This is a genomic window from Bifidobacterium porcinum (assembly GCF_055378475.1).
The window spans coordinates 107,531-125,352 of record NZ_AP029603.1; the positions used below are offsets into that span (position 1 = coordinate 107,531).

The window sequence follows — 17,822 nt, forward strand, 5'->3', positions numbered from 1 at the left end:
CAGTCGGAACGGGACGCCACGTAACCGGGACGCCCCGTAGCCGCAACAACACGCATCTTGACTGGGACGGGACACCGCGCTGGGCCGGGATGCGCCGGCGCGGGAAGCCACGTAGCCGGAACCCAACCGCCTACTTGAGTCGCCGTCCTGCCGACCCGAGTCGCTCGCACGCTTCGACCACGCGCCGCGCCATCGAGTCCTCGGCTTCACGCCCCCACGAGCGCGGATCGTAGAACTTCTTGTCGCCTACTTCGCCGTCGATCTTGAGCACGCCGTCATAATGCGCGAACATGTGTCCGGCAATCGCCCTCGTGAACGCGTACTGCGTGTCGGTATCGATGTTCATCTTGACAACGCCGTGGCTCACTGCTTCGGCGATTTCTTCGGCGCTGGACCCGGAGCCGCCGTGGAACACCAGCGGGAACGGCTTGTTTTCAGGCACTTCTCCCGCGAATCCACGCCCTGCGGCATGCCCGGCAATCCGCCCGTCCGCCACGGCTACGGCGACCTCGTTCTGAATATCGCCCAGCAGTTCCGGCCGCAGCTTGACCACGCCCGGCTTGTACGCGCCATGCACGTTGCCGAAAGTGAACGCGGCCATGTAGCGCCCGTTTTCGCCCAATCCGAGCCGTTGCGCGACGGTCACGCCGTCTGCGGGCGTCGAATAGAGCTTCTCGTTGATTTCAGCACGCTGTCCGTCTTCCTCGCCGCCGACCGCGCCGATTTCGATTTCGAGCACTGTATGCGCGGCGACCGACTTGGCGAGCAGTTCCTCGGCAATATCAAGGTTTTCGGCGAGCGGGACCGTCGAGCCGTCCCACATATGCGACTGGAATGACGGATCTTTGCCGTGCGCTACCTGATTCGCTTCGACGGCGAGTAGCGGCCGCACCCACTCGTCCAGATACTGTTTGGCGCAATGGTCGGTGTGCAGGGCGACCGTGTTCGGGTATTTCGCGGCGACCTCGTGCGCGAACGCGGCGAATGCGAGCGACCCGGTGACCCGGTCGTTGACCCGCTGCCCGGAGAAGTAGGCGGACCCGCCTACGGACACTTGGATGATGCCGTCAGACTCGGCGTCGGCCAGACCTTGGAGCGCGGCGTTCAACGTCTGCGTGCTGGTCACGTTGATAGCGGGGTAAGCATAGCCGCCGCGACGCGCCGCATCGAGCATCTCGGCATACCGTTCAGGGGTTGCGATAGTCATGATTCCATTATCGCTCAGGGGTGCCGGATTCGCGTTTCGAATCCGGTGTGTTGTTTTTGCATGAGGTGCTACACAAAGGGGCGGGTGTGTGTGACAATACCGTATCAGGATCGTCAGAATGGAAGGGCCATGAAGGAAGTAGAAGAACTCTCGTTCGGCGACAGTGCCACCGGCGCGAGCGAACGCAAGCGTCACTCGTGGGTCGGCAAGCTGATTGCCGTGCTGATTGTTATTGTGCTGGTTGCGGTATGTACGGGCGCGTGGGCTTGGGAGGCCAGATTGCGTCATATCATCGTATTCGTCAATGGGCAGCAGGTGGAGATTTCCGCGGGGACCACGGCGAAACAACTGTTGAAAGACCATGACGATTTCGGCGCTCATCCCGGTCGGCTGCTGGCGGTGGACGGTAGCGTCATCAAGAAGTATGGTGGACATCCGGCGGAATTGAGGGTTGACGGCAGCGTGATTGACCCTGCGGATTGGGGCAATACCCGGTTTTCCGGCAACGCTGATATTTCCGTGAAGTCGGGAGGAGATGTGGTCGAGGGACACGCGATCGACTATGCGCCGATTCCCTATACTGTATCGGTTAATATCAAGGGCAGCGTCATCCAGATGGTGAAAACGCGCGGAAAAGACGGTAAGCGCGAGATTTGGGCCGGCGATATTTCCAAGAAACGCATCACGAAGCGGATCGTTGCGCAACCGGTTGATGCCCAGATTGTCGGCGTATCGCCGCGTCCGCAGGGCCATAAGGTGATCGCGTTGACGTTTGATGATGGTCCGAGCGATCAGTACACCGCCCCGATTCTCGACATTCTCAAGCAAAAGGGCGTGAAGGCGACGTTCTTCGACGTGGGCCAGTATTCGGTACTGTACCCGGCTTTGGAGAAGCGGATGGTCGCCGAAGGCCATGAGGTCGCGAGCCACAGCAACACGCACCCGTATATGCCGAAGATGAAGCGGGACGCGTTGCGGGCGGAAATCACCGCCGGATTCGCCAACATGAAGAAAGCATCCGGCGTGAGCACGCGCATGATGCGCTCGCCGTACGGCTCGTTCACGGTGGACCAGTGGAAGGATGTGTACGATCTGGTCGACTACAACGTGCTGTGGAGCATCGATACGGAGGATTGGCGTCGCCCCGGCGCTCAAGCGATTCATGACGCGGTGCTCAACCACGCGTACAACGGTGCTGTGGTGCTCATGCACGACGGCGGCGGCAACCGCGACCAGGACATTCAGGCCCTGCCCGGCATCATTGACGATTTGAAGGCGCAAGGCTACGAATTCGTGACCATCAGCGGCCTGCTCAAACTCGCCGGCATCAGCGCCGCCCCGCTGGCCGATGATGGCGGCGACGCGAAGAAGTAGGCTGCGGCGAGTGCCCGTGGACGCTGCCCGCCGAATTGGTCACGCAGTGCGTGACGAATTGAGTGGCGGTAGAAGGTAAAAGGAGGGGCGTGCAGGCGTCTGTGGATTTTGTTGCGAGTGACGGCGCCCGCCAATTGGTCACACACTGTGTGACCAATTGAGCGGCGGTTCTATTGATTCATTGGCCTGATAGAAAAGCATCCGCACAAACTCCGGATGCGTCGAGATGGTTCCCAGCGTAACCAGTCTGTGTATCCCAACCCTCTGCCGACGCTGAGGACCATGTGGGCGTCGGTTGTGGGTTATAGCTCCGCTTCTGCCGACGGTGACGGTACTCTCAGTGTCGGCAGAAGGTGGGGGATGCGTGCCGGCCGGCATCCCGCTCCGCCCAGCCCCCGCGTCACCCGGTAGAGGGGATACGGTAATCTGTGGGCGGCGGAATCATGCGTTTTGCGGAGGTGCATCATGCCCGGAATCATTCTTATCGGCGCTCAGTGGGGCGATGAAGGCAAAGGCAAGGCGACCGATCTTATCGGCTCGCATGTCGACTATGTCGCCCGCTTCAACGGCGGCAACAACGCGGGCCATACCGTGGTCGTCGGCGACGAATCCTACGCGCTGCACCTGCTGCCCAGCGGCATCATCAGCCCGAACGTGACCCCCGTCATCGGCAACGGCGTGGTAGTCGATCCTGAAGTCCTGTTCCAGGAGATCGACGGTCTCGAAGCCCGCGGTGTGGACTGTTCGCGCCTGCTGGTCAGCGAGTCCGCGCACGTGATCGCCCCCTACCATCGCACCATCGACAAGGTGACCGAACGTTTCCTGGGCAAGCACAAGATCGGCACCACCGGTCGCGGCATTGGCCCGGCATACGCCGACAAGATCAACCGCGTCGGCATCCGCGTGCACGACCTGTTCAATGAACAGCACCTGCACGACAAGGTCGAGGCGAGCCTGCACCAGAAGAACCAGATGCTCATCAAGCTGTACAACCGCCGTCCAATCGACGTGGACCGCACCACCGACGAGCTGCTCAAGCTCGGCGAACGCCTCAAGCCGTACGTGGCGAACACGTCCCTCGTGCTCAACAACGCGCTCGACGCGGGCAAGACCGTCCTGTTCGAAGGCGGCCAGGCCACCATGCTGGACGTGGACCACGGCACCTACCCGTTCGTCACCTCCTCGAACCCGACCGCCGGCGGCGCCTGCACCGGTACGGGTGTCGGGCCGACCAAGATCAACCGCGTTATCGGCGTGTCCAAGGCGTATATCACGCGCGTGGGCGAAGGCCCGTTCCCGACGGAACTGTTCGACGAGCAGGGTGATTGGCTGCGCGAGCAGGGCCACGAGTATGGTGTCACCACCGGCCGTCCGCGTCGCTGCGGGTGGTTCGATGCGGTGGTCAACCGGTACGCGGTGCGCGTCAACGGCCTGACCGATATCGTGCTCACCAAGCTTGACGTGCTCACCGGTCTCAAGGAAATCCCGATCTGCGTTGCCTACGACGTGGAAAACCCGGACGGCACGCACACCCGGTATGACGACATGCCTGTCGACCAGGCGGCCTTCACCGCGGCGAAGCCGATTTACGAGACCATGCCCGGCTGGGACGAGGACATTTCGCAGGTACATGATTTCGCTGATCTGCCCAAGACCTGCCAGGATTATGTCAAGCGCCTCGAAGACCTGTCCGGATGCCGGATTTCCGCAATCGGCACTGGTCCGCAGCGCGACCATATCATCTCGGTGCGCTCGCTGATCGACTAGTTCCGACGAGTTTCGACGGACTTCGACAAGTTCCGTTTCACGGCATGCCGACTGGACCGGAGGCGGGGCGCAGAAGCGTCGCGGCTCCGGTCCGGCATAAGAGGCACGTTGACCATCTGGAGAGCATCCGGAGGCCGCAACCGTAAGCTGCAAGAGAGCGCCAGAAGAAGGAAGAAAACAGTCATGGCAAAACGTTCCCCGCTTGCCGACCCACAACTGTATCTGGTGGTGTTCGTCGGCGGTGCGATCGGCACCTGCGTGCGCTATCTGCTGGGGTTGGCGATACCCCAACAGGAGGCAGGATTCCACTTCGGCACGCTCGCCGCGAACCTGCTGGCATGCTTCGTATACGCAGGATTGAGCGCGTATCTGGCACAGGCCGATTGGATTCGCCCGCGCGACCGCGAGTTGGTCAATCGTGGCGCCGGCATGGGTGTGTGCGGCGGATTGTCAACCATGTCCACACTCGCGCTGGAAGGGTTCACCGGCATACTCGGCGGGCAAGCGTGGCAGGCATTGCTGTACCTGCTGGCCAGTGTGGTATTCAGCCTGCTGGTCGCGTTCGCAGGCGTCTGGTGCGCTGATCGGCTTGCGACCGGGCATCGCGCGGAACGTACCGCGGCGGCCGGCCAAACTGCCCGGTCTGGTGATTCCGGTGATTCCGGTGATTCCGGTGATTCCGCAGAACAGGAGGCCCGGCAATGACATCATTCCTGATCGGTGCACTCCTGTGCCTGATGGGCGGCCTCGGAGCCGTCACCCGGTTCGTGCTTGATACCGCGGTCAAACAGCCGTGGTCCCGCATCCCCGACAACGCGGACGAACGCACCGCAACCGTCCACGCCTTCCCGCTATCCACCCTCGTCGTCAACATTGCGGCATCGCTGCTCGCCGGCATTGTCGCGGCCGCCTTCGTCTACCATGGCGACCCGGCCAGCCCGTGGCGCCTCGTCCTCGCCACCGGCTTCCTCGGCGGATTCTCCACCTTCTCAACCGCCATCAACGAAAGCATCACCCTGCTGCGCAACGGCAAGCACGCCGTCGCGGCAGCCAACATCGTCCTCGAATACGTCGTTCCGCTGCTATGCGTGGCGCTCGGCTGGTGGCTGGCGGCAGCACTGTGAACGACGTGCACGCCACCGCAGACCGTCTGCTCACATCCTTCGCCCGTCTCAAATGGCGCATGGCGGGTGCCGGAGTGCTCATCGGCCTGCTGTCCGGCGTGCTGGTAGTCATCTACCGTCAAGGCATCGAACTGAGCACCCGTTTCGCCTGCTGGATGTACGGGCAAATCCGCATTACACCTTGGCTGATCGCCCCCTGGGCGCTTGCCGCAATCCTCATCAGCCTGCTCATCGCGTGGATGGTACGCAAAGAGCCGATGGCATCCGGCAGCGGCATCCCACAAACCGACGGTGTGGTGTTGAGCGGCCTGACCATGAAATGGCAGACGATTCTGCCAGTGCGTTTTCTCGGCGGTCTGCTCGCCGCCCTGTTCGGCCTGTCTTTGGGGCGTGAGGGCCCCTCCATCCAGATCGGCGCGTCCGGCGCACAATTCCTGTCACACCGCATGCGCGGCGAAAAACGCGAAGACGTGCAGGAGCACTATCTGGTGACCGCGGGTGCGGCCGCCGGCCTGTCCGCGGCGTTCAGCGCCCCGCTGTCCGGCATGATGTTCGCGCTGGAAGGCATCCACCGCAGCTTCTCCCCGGCCATCCTCATGGGCGCGACCGCCGCCTCCCTGACCGCGGATTTTGTTTCGAAATACTGTTTCGGCTTGACCCCGGTCCTTGATTTCGGGGATATTCGGCAGTTGCCGCTCGGCGATTACATGTGGTTGATTCCGCTCGGCATCATCGCCGGGCTGGTCGGTTCGTTGATGAACCGCTCCTTGTTGGGATTGCAAACCTTGTACGGCAAACTGCCCGACTGGCTTCGCCCGATGATAGCCATGGCGATCGCCCTGCCGGTCGGACTATGGTTGCCTGACGTGCTCGGAGGCGGCTCGAATCTCGTACAAACCGCCGAGCGTGGACATCCCGGCCTGCTTATGCTGTGCATCCTACTGGTCGTAAAAATCCTGTTCACCAGCACGAGTTTCGGTTCCGGCGTGCCCGGCGGCATTTTCATGCCGATTCTTGCGGTCGGCGCGCTGGCGGGCGGCGCGTTCGGCACGCTCGGCCATGACCTGTGGGGGCTTTCCGCCCAGGCGATCCCCGTATTCGCGGTATGCGTCATGACCGGCACGCTGGCGGCATCGGTCAAAACCCCGATCACCTCGATCCTGCTGACTGTCGAAATGTCCGGCACCCTGACCCACATGCTGCCGGTCGCCGCAGCCGCGTTCATCGCGCTGCTCGTCTCTGACTTGCTGCGTACGAAACCGATTTACGGCGTGCTGCTGGAACGCTACATGCGCGCGCAAGGTCAGGCGGCGAAACTGCCCGGCAATCTGGGTTCCGGCATCATGGACTTCCCGCTGGAAATGGGCGCGCCCGCCGACGGGCATCGCGTGCGCGACGTTGCATGGCCGTCCGGATGCCTGATTATTGGACTTCGGCGGGGTGAACACGAAATCGTTCCGCGTGGCGACACCATGCTGCGGGGTGGCGATTACCTGATCGTACTGTTCAGCGGTCAGGAGGAACAGACCGTCCGCGCAGCGCTGCGACGGCTATGTGACGCGGAAGAGACCGAATCCGCCGCCTCGCCGCGCTGATTGATGCCGCGGTTGCCTGCGTGGGCTGTTTGGTGCCGACGGGACAGTGCCATCTGTCGTCAGTCGTCGTTGTTCGGTGCTCGTGCTGCCGGCTGATTGTTGAGATTCTGCGGGTTTGCGGTGTGGCCTGGGCGTGTGTCATGGTCGGTGCGCGTGTGGACTGGATCGGTTTTCGGTTTCCGTTTTCCGGTTTGGTCCGTGGTTCGGGTGTTCTGGGTGTCTGGCACGCCGGCGGTCGATTGGATGGCGTAATCAGATCCCTGTGATTCCGCGCTTCTGCGATGATGCCGTGGTTGGCGGCCGGACATGGTCCGGCATGGGTGTGGACTGGTTCTGATTTTGTCCTATGTTCTCCGATTTGATCCGTGATTCGGGTGTTCTGAGTGGTTGGTTTGGTGATGGTTGATGATTGTAGTGCGCTCGGATTGTTGGTATTCCGCGGGTTTGTGGTGTGATTGTGGTCGGCAGTGTGTGTCATGGTCGGTGCCGGTGTGGACTGGTTCCGATTTCGTCGTGCGATTCCCGATTCGGTCCATGGGTTCGGGTGGTACTGTGCTTGGTGGTCTGGTGTCCGGTTCCTGTGGTGATGGCGGATTGTTGGGATTCTGCGGTTTTGTGGTGATGCTGTGGCTGGTGGCCGGGTGCGGTCCGGCACAGGCGCGGACTGGATTGGTTTTCGGTTTCCGCTCTCCGATTCAGTCCATGGGTTCGGGCGGTTGCGGGCTCGGTGGTCTGGTGCCCGGTTCCCGTGGTGATGGCGGATTGTTGGGATTCTGCGGTTTTGTGGTCCGGCACAGGCGCGGACTGGATCCGTTTTCGGTCGGTGCTCTCCGATTCGGTGCGGGCCGCTCGCCCGCTCGCCCAGTCATCCGTGTGCCCGCCGTGTTAACACGAATGACTGCGAAGTTACCCCGGCGAAACGTTATTGCAACCGCTAGTCGAATCTCGAATACCTATGGTGAGGGTAATCGAGAGAGGACTACATATGGCAGACGCACTATCAACTGCGCGGCGCCATCGGTTCCTGATACTGACTTGCATGCTTGCCATGCTGGTTCCGATGGCGTTCCTCGCATTCCCATCATCCGCACAGGCCGCCGAAGCGGTCACAACCTGCAATCCGACCGCCACCAACGGCTGCGTGAACGGCATCCTGCAAGATGCTTCCAAACAACCTGTTGCCGGCGCGACCGTCACCCTGTCCGGCAAGGAATCGGCGACCACAACCACCGATTCGACTGGAAAATGGGCGTTCTCAGTGACCGCGGACGGCTCATACACCGTCACCATCGACAAGTCGGTCGCCTCAAGCCACGGCTTGCCCGGTAACACGGCGACCGTGAGCATCGACAAAAGCGATTTCTCCAAGCAGCGGGCGGTCGTCCGCTTCGACAAGGCAAACGTGACGGATTCTTCAAGCTCCGGCAAGGCTTCCGGCTCGGCATCATCGTCAAGCAAAGCCAAGTCGGGCAGCTCAAGCTCCACAACCGACAGCTCGTCGGCGTCAAGCTCATCCGGCAGCTCCAGCAATTTCGGCCAGCGCTTCTGGCAGCAGCTTTACTCCGGCTTGATTTTCGGCCTCATGCTCGCGCTGATGAGTGTCGGCATGAACCTCGTCTACGGCACCACCGGACTGAGCTCCTTCTCCCACGGCGAGCAGGTCACGCTCGGCGGCCTTATGGCGTATGTCGGCACGCAGATGCTGCATTGGCCGCTCATCGTCTCCGGCATTTTCGCTATCGCGATCGGCGCGCTGACCGGCCTCATCCAGAACGAAGTCATCTGGGCGCCGCTGCGCCGCAAGCATGTCGGCCCGCTGCAGCAGATGATTGTCACCATCGGCCTGTCCATGGTGCTGCAATACCTGTTCCAGTTCTTCTTCGGCGGCAGTACGAAAGGCATTGTCACCTCGGTGGAACGGGGCTTCCAAATCGGCCCGATCACCACTGACCGCGCGACACTGATTTCCGCGGCCATTGCAATCGTGGTCATCGCCACCGTCACGTACTTCCTGTACCACACGCGGTTCGGCCGGGCCACGCGAGCCGTCTCCGACAACGCCGCACTCGCTGCGGCGTCCGGCATCAACGTAGAACACGTGGTGCGGATTGTGTGGATCCTGTCCTGCGCGCTCGCTGCACTTTCCGGCGTGCTCATGGGCATCTACCTCAACGGCATCGCGTGGAACACGGGCGCGGTCCTGCTGCTGCTCATGTTCTCCGCGGTCACACTCGGCGGCCTGGGCACCGCGCCGGGCGCGCTCGTCGGCGCCCTCATCATCGGCGTCGTGGCGGATATGAGCTCGCTCATCATCCCCAACGACATGCGCTACGCTTCGGCGCTCGCGATCCTCATCATCGTCCTGCTGTTCCGTCCGCAGGGCATCTTCGGCAAAGCACAGAGGGTGGGCTGAACCATGGATTTCCTTACGATTATCACCAATTCGTTGGGCGAACTGATTGCGCCCACAACCGCCGCCTACGCGCTTGCGGCGATCGGCTTGAACATTCACTTCGGCATGACCGGCCTGTTCAACATGGGCCAGGCGGGATTCATGCTGCTGGGCGCCTACGGCTTCGCGGTCACCCAGTCCATGGGCTGGAGCATTCTCGGCTCCCTGTGCATGGCGTTGTTCCTGTCGTTCCTGTTTGCGCTGTTGCTTGGCATTCCGACGCTCAAGCTCGGGCCTGACTACCTGTCGATGGTTACGCTTGCGGCCGCTGAAATCGTTCGCATTATTGGCCGCTCTACCGCGATGACCAAGATTACCGGTGGTTCCGGCGGCATCTCTCCGCAGGATTTCACGGAGAAGTTCGAAGCGCTTTCGCCACTGCCCGACGGGCAATCGACCTTCCTGCTATGGACCTACTCGAACAATACGGCGAACTCCTGGTGGATCCGCATCGTCGCCTGGGTGCTGGTCGGCGTCGCACTGTTCCTCACCTGGCGCTGGTTCAACTCCCCGTGGGGCCGTGTGCTCAAAGGCATCCGCGAGGATGAGAACGCGGTGCGCTCGCTGGGCAAATCGGTGACCCGCTTCAAGATCCAGTCGCTGTTCCTGGGCGGTGCGTTCGGTGCGCTCGCCGGCATCATCTTCGTGCTGCCGCGTTCCGTACAGCCTGATTCCCTGGGCCGTCAGGTTACCTTCTACACGTGGACGATTCTGCTGATGGGCGGTGCGGCGACCGTCTTCGGCCCGCTGATCGGCTCGTGCGTGCTGTGGGTGGCACTCACGCTGATCAAGGAGTTCATGCGCGGCACGATTCCGACGACCGTGATCTCCTCCGACCAGGTGGAGGCGCTCGGCTGGGTGATTATGGGCGTCGCGCTCATGTGCATCGTGATATTCAGGCCGCAAGGCATTCTCGGCGACCGAAAGGAGTTGGCGTTCAATGCGTAAGTCAACATCACAACAAGCAACATCGCAGCAAACCGGGAAGAACGCGACCGATGATTTCGGCGACAAGCCCTTCCAGCAGCAGGCGTATGTGTCGCAATCCGACGCCTCAGGTGCTGCGGCACCCGGTTCCCTTACTCCCGAGGCGGATTTGCCGCGTTGGGCGACCCGCGCGCCCGAGGGTGAGAAACTCGAATCCACGCAGTACGCGGACCGCGTGCAACACGATCTGTCGTTCGTGAAAGCCGCGCCCGGTGTGGCCAAGCCGGATCCGATCCTCGTGGCGGACAACATCACCCGTAAATTCGGTGGTGTCACCGCCGTCGACGTGCAGCATTTCGAGATCGAACGGCACGGCATCACCGCGCTGATCGGCCCGAACGGCGCCGGCAAAACCACCTTCTTCAACCTCATGACCGGTTTCGACACCCCGAACACCGGCACGTGGGAATTCGACGGCAAACCGCTGAAATCTGAATCTCCGGAGCAGGTGGCGCGCATGGGTATGGTCCGCACCTTCCAGTTGACCAAAGTCATGAGCCGCCTGACCGTCATGGACAACATGCTGCTGGGCGCCCCCGTTCAACCGGGTGAAGGTATGCTCGCAGCGCTGTTTCCTGCCCGTTGGCGCAAGCAGGAGGAGAAAAACCGCGAAAAGGCCGAACGCCTGCTCAAACGCTTCCTGCTGTGGAAGAAGAAGGATGATTTCGCCGGATCGCTTTCCGGTGGCCAGCGCAAACTGCTCGAAATGGCGCGCGCGCTGATGAGCGACCCGCAGCTGGTCATGCTCGACGAGCCGATGGCCGGCGTGAACCCCGCGCTCAAGCAGTCGCTGCTCGACTGCATCATGGCACTGCGCGAAACCGGCACGACTGTGCTGTTCGTCGAACACGACATGAATATGGTCCGGCATATCGCCGATTGGGTGACGGTCATGGCGGAAGGCAAAATCGTGGCCGAAGGCGTACCGAAGAACGTGATGTCCGACCAGGCGGTCATCGACGCGTACCTGGGCGCCCGAGCGAACATCGACTTGGGCGATGACGCGGCGCTTGAGAAGCTTGAGGAGGAACAGCATGAGTGACGTAACAGTAAGCGAACGCGAAAACCCCACCGCCGCTGCCGGCACAGATACGCCCGCGGAAGGCACGCTGCCGCGCTCGCAAGTGCACGTCGGCGAGCCGGAAGGCGACCCGCTTATGGACGCACAGGACCTGATCGCCGGCTATCTGCCCGGTGTGAACATCCTCAACGGCGCTTCGCTGACCCTGCATGACGGCGAAATCGTCGGCATTATCGGCCCGAACGGTGCCGGCAAATCAACCCTGCTCAAATCCCTGTTCGGTCTGGTGCACATCCGGTCCGGCAAACTGCTGCTGCGCGGCGAGGACATAACGAATATGCGCGCCGACAAGCTGGTCTCGCGTGGCGTGGGCTTCGTACCGCAGACGGAGAACGTGTTCCCGTCGCTGACCATCGAGGAGAACCTGCGGATGGGGGCGTTCCAAGCGCCGAAACTGTTCAAGGAACGGTTCGAATACGTCAGTTCGATCTTCCCAAAACTCGCCTCGCGCAAGGACCAATTGGCCGGATCGCTGTCCGGCGGCGAACGGCAGATGGTCGCGATGGGCCGCGCGCTAATGATGAAACCGTCCGTGCTGCTGCTTGACGAGCCGTCCGCCGGCTTGTCGCCGATGCTGCAGGACGAGACTTTCATCCGCGTGAAGGAAGTCAACAAGGCCGGGGTTTCCGTGGTGATCGTCGAGCAGAACGCCCGCCGCTGCCTGCAGATCTGCGACCGCGGGTACGTGCTCGACCAAGGCCGCAACGCCTACTCCGGGCGCGGCCGCGACCTGCTCAACGACCCGAAGGTCATCTCCCTGTATCTGGGCAATCTCGAGGAGAAAGTCGAGGAAGAAGGCCGATAGACGGGGCGGTGTGCGGCGCCGGGGCATGTTGCTCGGCGCAGTGCGGAACAGTAACCGACCAAGGACGGGGGCGAAGCGGGGGACGTTCTGAGACCAGCCACCATAACACCGCATGATTCCTGCGGCCGGTGATTTGTTGATTTCGCTCTCGTGCCCGCGTTCCTTGGTTACTGTTCCACACCGTGCATGGTCATGTCAGATTCCGCAGGTGTGGCCGATGCGGCGACGCCCGGCCCCGGCTCGCCCCGCCGCTCTGGTTCCTGAATCCACGGAATACCGCCAATCCTCCGCCTGCATCGGCAGCGCGTCCCTCACCGCCATCCTCGCATCCCATGGTTACCTTTCCGCACCGTGGGTCTGGGTACCCGGCTCGGCTTGAGCGGAGGAGAATGGAGCCAACTGCGGGAGTCGTTATCGGGTCCGGTGAGCGGTCTGATCATGCCGCTGCCATGTCCCGGCTCCCAAGGCACAGCCCAACCCACCATCGTGGCGCCATCATCGCGGGGCTATCATCGCGGGACTTCTCGCGTGATTCGTGATTTGTCCCGTAAACTCCCAACGGGTTGATATTGGGCGTGTTGGTATTCCAACGTTTTCCTTGTCACATTATCGCCGGATCCCGTTTTCACGGATAAACTCCCGGGCATTTATCCGTCTTCTCGTGTTTTCGTCCGGAACTCCCGCGTTTCCCCCCGTATCCCTGATGCGCCGACGGCTCCTCGCGCCCGTGCCGCCGCTGTGCGTGCCAGCCCCGCACTTCGCCTTGCTTCGCCGCGCATCGGTTTCTCGGGGTGCGGCCGATTCCCAGGTGTGTCCGTTTCGCTTACTTGTGCCCGCCCGATTCCGAGCCCATCGTCGTGGGACTTTTCGTGTGATTCGCGGTTTGGCTTGTGAATTCCCAGTGGGCTGATATTGGGCGTGTTGGTATTCCAACGTTTTCCTTGTCACATTATCGCCGAATCCCGTTTTCACGGATAAACTCCCGGGCATTTATCCGCCTTCCCGCGTTTTCGCCGGGAACTCCCGCGTTCCCCCGTGTTCCTGATGCCGATGCCCGTCTCCGATGACCCCTTGCGCCCACACCACCTCACGCCCCGCGCCCCGAGCCAGCCCCATGTCTGATTGCACAACATTTCCTGTTGTTTTCGCATGTCACGGTCAGGAAACATCCGGCACACGCCTGCGTTGCAAACCACGCTTAGATTCACGGGTAAACGAAACGGCAAGCCTACATCACCGTAATGTCCAAGCGTCCGCTTCGCGGCAATGAATCAGCATGGGAGAGAGGAAACTGATCATGCGATACTCAACATCATCAACATCATCAACGCCGTCAACATCATCGCGCAAGTCAATGAAACGCACCCTTATGTGCGCCACCGCCGCCGTCGCCGCACTGACCCTGGCATTGTCCGGCTGCGGCTCCTCGTCGTCAAGCGGGTCGGCGTCCAGCAGTTCGAACGACGGATTCGTGCTCGGCGCACTGTTCCCGCAGACCGGCTCGCTGGCGTACATGTCCCCGCAGGAGGAAGGCGCGGTCAAGCTCGCCCTCAAGGACATCAATGATGCGGGCGGCGTGCTCGGCAAGAAGGCCACGTCGGTGAGCGCGGATACTTCGGACGCCGATCACGCGGACCAGAATACGTCCGGCACCCAGTCGGTGCTGTCCAAGAAGCCGTCCGCGATCATCGGTCCGGCGTCCAGCTCCGTGGTCAAGAACGTGTACAAGGAGATTTCCGCGGCAAAAGTCCCGCTGATTTCCATGGGCGCAACCTCCGCGAGCCTGTCCGGCGTTGACCCGTATTTCTTCCGCACGGTCGCTCCTGATAGCGTGCAGGGTGCGGTGCTTGGCAACGTGATCGCCCAGGATGGCGTGCAGAAACTCGCCATCGCCTCGTTCAACGATGATTACGGCACTGGCCTGCGCGACACCATCGCCAAGACCGCCGAGGCTGCGGGCGTGGATGTCGTCTACGGCAAGGATCAGGCCTTCGACCCGACCGAAACGAACTTCTCCTCGCTCGTGTCCACCATCAAAGCCTCCAACCCGGACGCCATCGCGATTATCGCCTTCGACCAGACCAAGGCGCTCATCAAGGAAATGATCAGCCAGGGCATTGATACCACGAAGCTGTATCTGGTCGATGGCAATACCTCCGACTATGCCGACACGTTCGACAAGGGCACGCTCAAGGGCGTGACCGGCACGATTCCGGGCGCCCACGCGACTGCGGACTTCCAGAAGAAGGTCAAGTCCATGGAAAGCAGCGTCAAGGATTACACCTATGCGGCTGAAACGTATGACGGCGTGATTCTGTTTGCACTCGCTGCGCAGAAGGGCGGCAAGACCGACGGCGAGACCATCCAGAAGAACCTGCTCGCGGTGTCGGGCGCGAATGGCGGCACGAAGTGCAAGTCCTATAAGGAATGCGTGGCGCTGCTGAAGGACGGCAAGGACATTGAGTATGTTGGCCAAACCGGTATCGGCCCGTTCAACAAGGACCACGATCCGAGCTCAGCGAATATCGGCGTGTACAAGTACGGCGAGGACAACAAGCCGGTGTTCGACCACGTCCAGTCTGGCAAGGTGGCGTGACCGGCGGGGACGCCCTGTTCCGTCTGATATGACGGGCCATCGATGACCGGTGTCGCAAGCACGTGATCGCTTGCGACACCGGTTTGTCGTGTTCGCGATGCTTGTCACGCTCGCCACGCGTTTGATGCTTGCGGTACCATGGGGGATTGCCGCATATCGCGGTGATGCGAGTAAGTATGGCGGGTGTTTCGCCGCGTGATTGTTCGGGAGTGACAGATGGCAGAACATAAGGGACGGGACGTCGGGGTCCCGGACGTGGACGGCGTCACTGCGCTGACGGACGCGCCCGGCGGGATCGGTTCGGCCCCGGCACACGAGCCGAAGCCCGAAACGTTGGCAATCCAGAGAATCAGATCAGAGGCCGGGCCTGTCGGCGCAGCCGCCTCGCCGAATCCGCCGCAGATCTCTTTGGCCCCTATCAAGAAGCTGCGCGCACAATTCAACCCGCTGGCGGACGGCTTGGTGTACCTCGTGGTGTTCATCGGCGGGTTTGTCGGGACTGCCGCGCGCTATGGGCTGTCGGCGTTGTGGCCGGCTCATGATACGGGATTCCCGGTGGCGACGTTCGTCGCGAATATGGCCGCGTGCCTGCTGTTTTCCTTGCTGACCGAGACGATGGCGTCCGCGTCGTGGCTTCGCCGCCGGGTGCGGCAGCTGGCCAGCCGCGGGCTTGGGCTGGGGTTATGCGGCGGATTGTCGACGATGTCGACGGTGATGCTGGAGGGCCTGCGTGACATCCTCGGCCACGATCCATGGATGGCGGTCTCGTATATGCTTGCGAGCATGGTGGGTGGCGTGCTGTGCTGCGTGGCCGGTGTGTGCCTTGCCCACGTGTTCACGGCGTCCCGTGCGGCGCAGTCGATGCGCAGGATGTCTTTGGGATCCAGTCCCGCTCATGGCGTCCATGCCGTGAAAATGAACCAGGATGCCGCTGCGGTCGGCGCCGATTCCGGCGATAGCGTAGGTGCAGATGTGGCCGATGGCACGGCCAATGGTATGCCGGCATCGTTCGAGCCGACGCCGATTACTGCGGAAATCCCGATGGTTCCTGATCCCGTGACCGGGGAGGTGCACTGATGCTGCTCGTATGCGTGTTCGGCGGATTGGGAACGATGGTCCGCTACATTTTCGACGTGTCGATTCGCCGCTGGTGGCATCATGCGTTCCCTCTGGCGACCCTGCTGGTCAACGTGATCGCCTCGTTCTGCGCGGGCATGGCGGTGGCCGGGTATGTGTACCATACGGTGGACCAGGCGACGAGCCTGATGTTCGTCGCCGGGTTCCTGGGCGGGATGTCGACCTTTTCGGCCGCGGTCAGCGAGATGGTGTCGCTGGTGCGTAACCGCCGCTGGTGGCTGGCGCTTGTGTACGCAGTGATAAGCATCGTGGTGCCGCTGGTGTGCGCGGCGGCGGGTTGGGCGTTGGTCGTCCTCGCCCGGTGACGGGTACGTGCGTGGCGGCGCATGCCCGTTGGGGCAGAGCGCCAAGGTCAGGGACCGGAGAGTCGTGTTCGGCGTCGAACCGTTTCGATAGTACAATGGCCGATAGCAGGATGGCAGATGCCGCACGTGCGCGTCGATACCCCGAAGGCGGGGCAGCCGCAGGCGGAACCGTGAGGAGCAATACGTGGTCGGAATGCGTGATGTGGCCAAAAAGGCCGGAGTATCGGTAAGCACAGTGTCGCTGGTGGTGAACGCCTCCGGCTACGTTTCGGACGAAATGCGCAGCAAAGTCGAGCGGGCGATGCGCGAGCTGGACTACATCCCCAACGAACTGGCACGCAACCTGTACCGCGGGCGGACCGGCATGATCGGCGTGATTGTGCCGACATTGCGTCATCCGTTTTTCGCGACGTTGGTGTCCGCGTTGCAGGGGCGGCTCGCGAAGCATGAATTGCAGACTTTGCTGTGTTCTACAGCTGATGCGGATACCGGTGAGGCGGAGTATGTCAGCCGCCTGCGCCGGCATATGATGGACGGAATCATCATGGCCGCCCATACTGATCATCCTGCGGATTACTGGACATCGATTGGCCGGCCTGTTGTCGCGTTCGACCGTGCGCTGGGCGATACCATCGCTACAGTCCGTTCCGATCATGAGCAGGGCGGTCGGCTGGTTGCCGAGCAACTGGTGAAGTCGGGGGCCCACCATGTGGTGATGGTCGGCGGCCCACGCAGTCAGTTCGATGATCGCGGCGAAGGGGCGACCACATTCCCCACGGTGCGGTATTTCCAGACGCTGGGCGAGCGGCTTGACGCGGCTGGAATTCGGCATGAGTATGTGGCATGCGGACCGGTCACAGATGTCGAAGGGTATGCGCGGGCGGTGCATCTGCTGTTCGACCGCCTCAGCGAATCGCGTTCCGGCGGTTCTGCCTGCGGTTCTGCCCACGATTCTGGCGTCGGCGATGCCGGGATTCCGCCGGTCGATGCGATTGTCGGTTCTGACGTGGTCGCTGCATGCGCGGTGAAAGAGGCGTTCGCGCACGGGCTGAACGTGCCGCGTGATGTGCAGATCATCGGGTATGACGGCACATGCTTGGTAGATTGCGCCGGATTGACGCTGACGGTCATCAAGCAGGATTTCGATACGATTGCCGAACGGTTGGCTGCACGTATCGTCGACGCCGTCAACGAGCCGGAAGGTCGGGAATCCAAGGACGGTGAGGATTCCAAGGCCGGCAAGGAATCCAACAACGCCGCGGCGGTCGATATCGTGCCGGTATCCCTGCGTATCGGCGACACCACCCGGCCTGTAGCCTAGCGGCCTGCCAGGCGGGGGAACAATTCCGAGGGCAGGACGGGCCTGCCTTCTCCGGAAATTGGTCCAGTGGT

Annotated in this window: 14 protein-coding genes; 13 read left to right on the plus strand and 1 reads right to left on the minus strand. The window is 62.0% G+C overall.

All coding sequences use genetic code 11. The annotated features are described in order from the left end of the window. Nucleotides 1-130 precede the first annotated feature (130 nt). The gene (gene fbaA, locus ACZ41G_RS00420; RefSeq protein WP_464145320.1) at nt 131-1,207 is read right to left on the minus strand and encodes a class II fructose-bisphosphate aldolase; all 1,077 of its coding nucleotides are present in this window, start codon (nt 1,205-1,207) and stop codon (nt 131-133) included. A gap of 129 nt (nt 1,208-1,336) precedes the next feature. On the opposite strand from fbaA, the gene ACZ41G_RS00425 reads away from it, so the two are divergent. From ACZ41G_RS00425 to ACZ41G_RS00485, 13 genes are all read left to right on the plus strand, one after another. Beyond that, nucleotides 1,337-2,581: a polysaccharide deacetylase family protein gene (locus tag ACZ41G_RS00425; RefSeq protein WP_412170878.1), complete on the plus strand. Its 1,245-nt coding sequence runs from the start codon at nt 1,337-1,339 to the stop codon at nt 2,579-2,581. A gap of 465 nt (nt 2,582-3,046) precedes the next feature. Further along, nucleotides 3,047-4,348: an adenylosuccinate synthase gene (locus tag ACZ41G_RS00430; RefSeq protein ID WP_464145323.1), complete on the plus strand. Its 1,302-nt coding sequence runs from the start codon at nt 3,047-3,049 to the stop codon at nt 4,346-4,348. A gap of 183 nt (nt 4,349-4,531) precedes the next feature. Beyond that, nucleotides 4,532-5,053: a fluoride efflux transporter FluC gene (locus ACZ41G_RS00435; RefSeq protein ID WP_464145325.1), complete on the plus strand. Its 522-nt coding sequence runs from the start codon at nt 4,532-4,534 to the stop codon at nt 5,051-5,053. Continuing rightward, nucleotides 5,050-5,472: a fluoride efflux transporter FluC gene (locus ACZ41G_RS00440; protein ID WP_464145327.1), complete on the plus strand. Its 423-nt coding sequence runs from the start codon at nt 5,050-5,052 to the stop codon at nt 5,470-5,472. Before ACZ41G_RS00435 ends, ACZ41G_RS00440 begins: the two co-directional genes overlap by 4 nt. Nucleotides 5,473-5,531: 59 nt before the next feature. Then, on the plus strand, nt 5,532-7,067 hold the full coding sequence (locus tag ACZ41G_RS00445; RefSeq protein WP_464146281.1) for a ClC family H(+)/Cl(-) exchange transporter: 1,536 nt from the start codon (nt 5,532-5,534) through the stop codon (nt 7,065-7,067). A 985-nt stretch (nt 7,068-8,052) separates the two neighbouring features. Then, nucleotides 8,053-9,480: an ABC transporter permease subunit gene (locus ACZ41G_RS00450; RefSeq protein WP_464145329.1), complete on the plus strand. Its 1,428-nt coding sequence runs from the start codon at nt 8,053-8,055 to the stop codon at nt 9,478-9,480. 3 nt (nt 9,481-9,483) lie between these two features. After that, nucleotides 9,484-10,467, plus strand: a complete 984-nt coding sequence (locus tag ACZ41G_RS00455) for a branched-chain amino acid ABC transporter permease (protein WP_273304340.1) — start codon at nt 9,484-9,486, stop codon at nt 10,465-10,467. Then, the gene (locus ACZ41G_RS00460; protein WP_464145330.1) at nt 10,460-11,548 is read left to right on the plus strand and encodes an ABC transporter ATP-binding protein; all 1,089 of its coding nucleotides are present in this window, start codon (nt 10,460-10,462) and stop codon (nt 11,546-11,548) included. Before ACZ41G_RS00455 ends, ACZ41G_RS00460 begins: the two co-directional genes overlap by 8 nt. Continuing rightward, nucleotides 11,541-12,392 (plus strand): ABC transporter ATP-binding protein, encoded by an 852-nt coding sequence (locus ACZ41G_RS00465; protein ID WP_026503083.1) that lies wholly within the window; start codon nt 11,541-11,543, stop codon nt 12,390-12,392. The genes ACZ41G_RS00460 and ACZ41G_RS00465 overlap by 8 nt, the downstream gene beginning before the upstream one ends. Nucleotides 12,393-13,761: 1,369 nt before the next feature. Then, complete coding sequence (locus tag ACZ41G_RS00470) at nt 13,762-14,988, plus strand: ABC transporter substrate-binding protein (RefSeq protein WP_464146283.1); 1,227 nt, start codon at nt 13,762-13,764, stop codon at nt 14,986-14,988. 216 nt (nt 14,989-15,204) lie between these two features. Beyond that, nucleotides 15,205-16,065 carry a fluoride efflux transporter FluC gene (locus ACZ41G_RS00475; protein ID WP_464145332.1) on the plus strand — a complete coding sequence of 287 codons (861 nt, stop codon included), beginning with the start codon at nt 15,205-15,207 and terminating at the stop codon, nt 16,063-16,065. Continuing rightward, on the plus strand, nt 16,062-16,430 hold the full coding sequence (locus tag ACZ41G_RS00480; RefSeq protein ID WP_464146285.1) for a fluoride efflux transporter FluC: 369 nt from the start codon (nt 16,062-16,064) through the stop codon (nt 16,428-16,430). The genes ACZ41G_RS00475 and ACZ41G_RS00480 overlap by 4 nt, the downstream gene beginning before the upstream one ends. A 184-nt stretch (nt 16,431-16,614) precedes the next feature. Then, the gene (locus tag ACZ41G_RS00485) at nt 16,615-17,751 is read left to right on the plus strand and encodes a LacI family DNA-binding transcriptional regulator (protein ID WP_464145334.1); all 1,137 of its coding nucleotides are present in this window, start codon (nt 16,615-16,617) and stop codon (nt 17,749-17,751) included. The last annotated feature ends 71 nt before the right edge of the window (nt 17,752-17,822 follow it).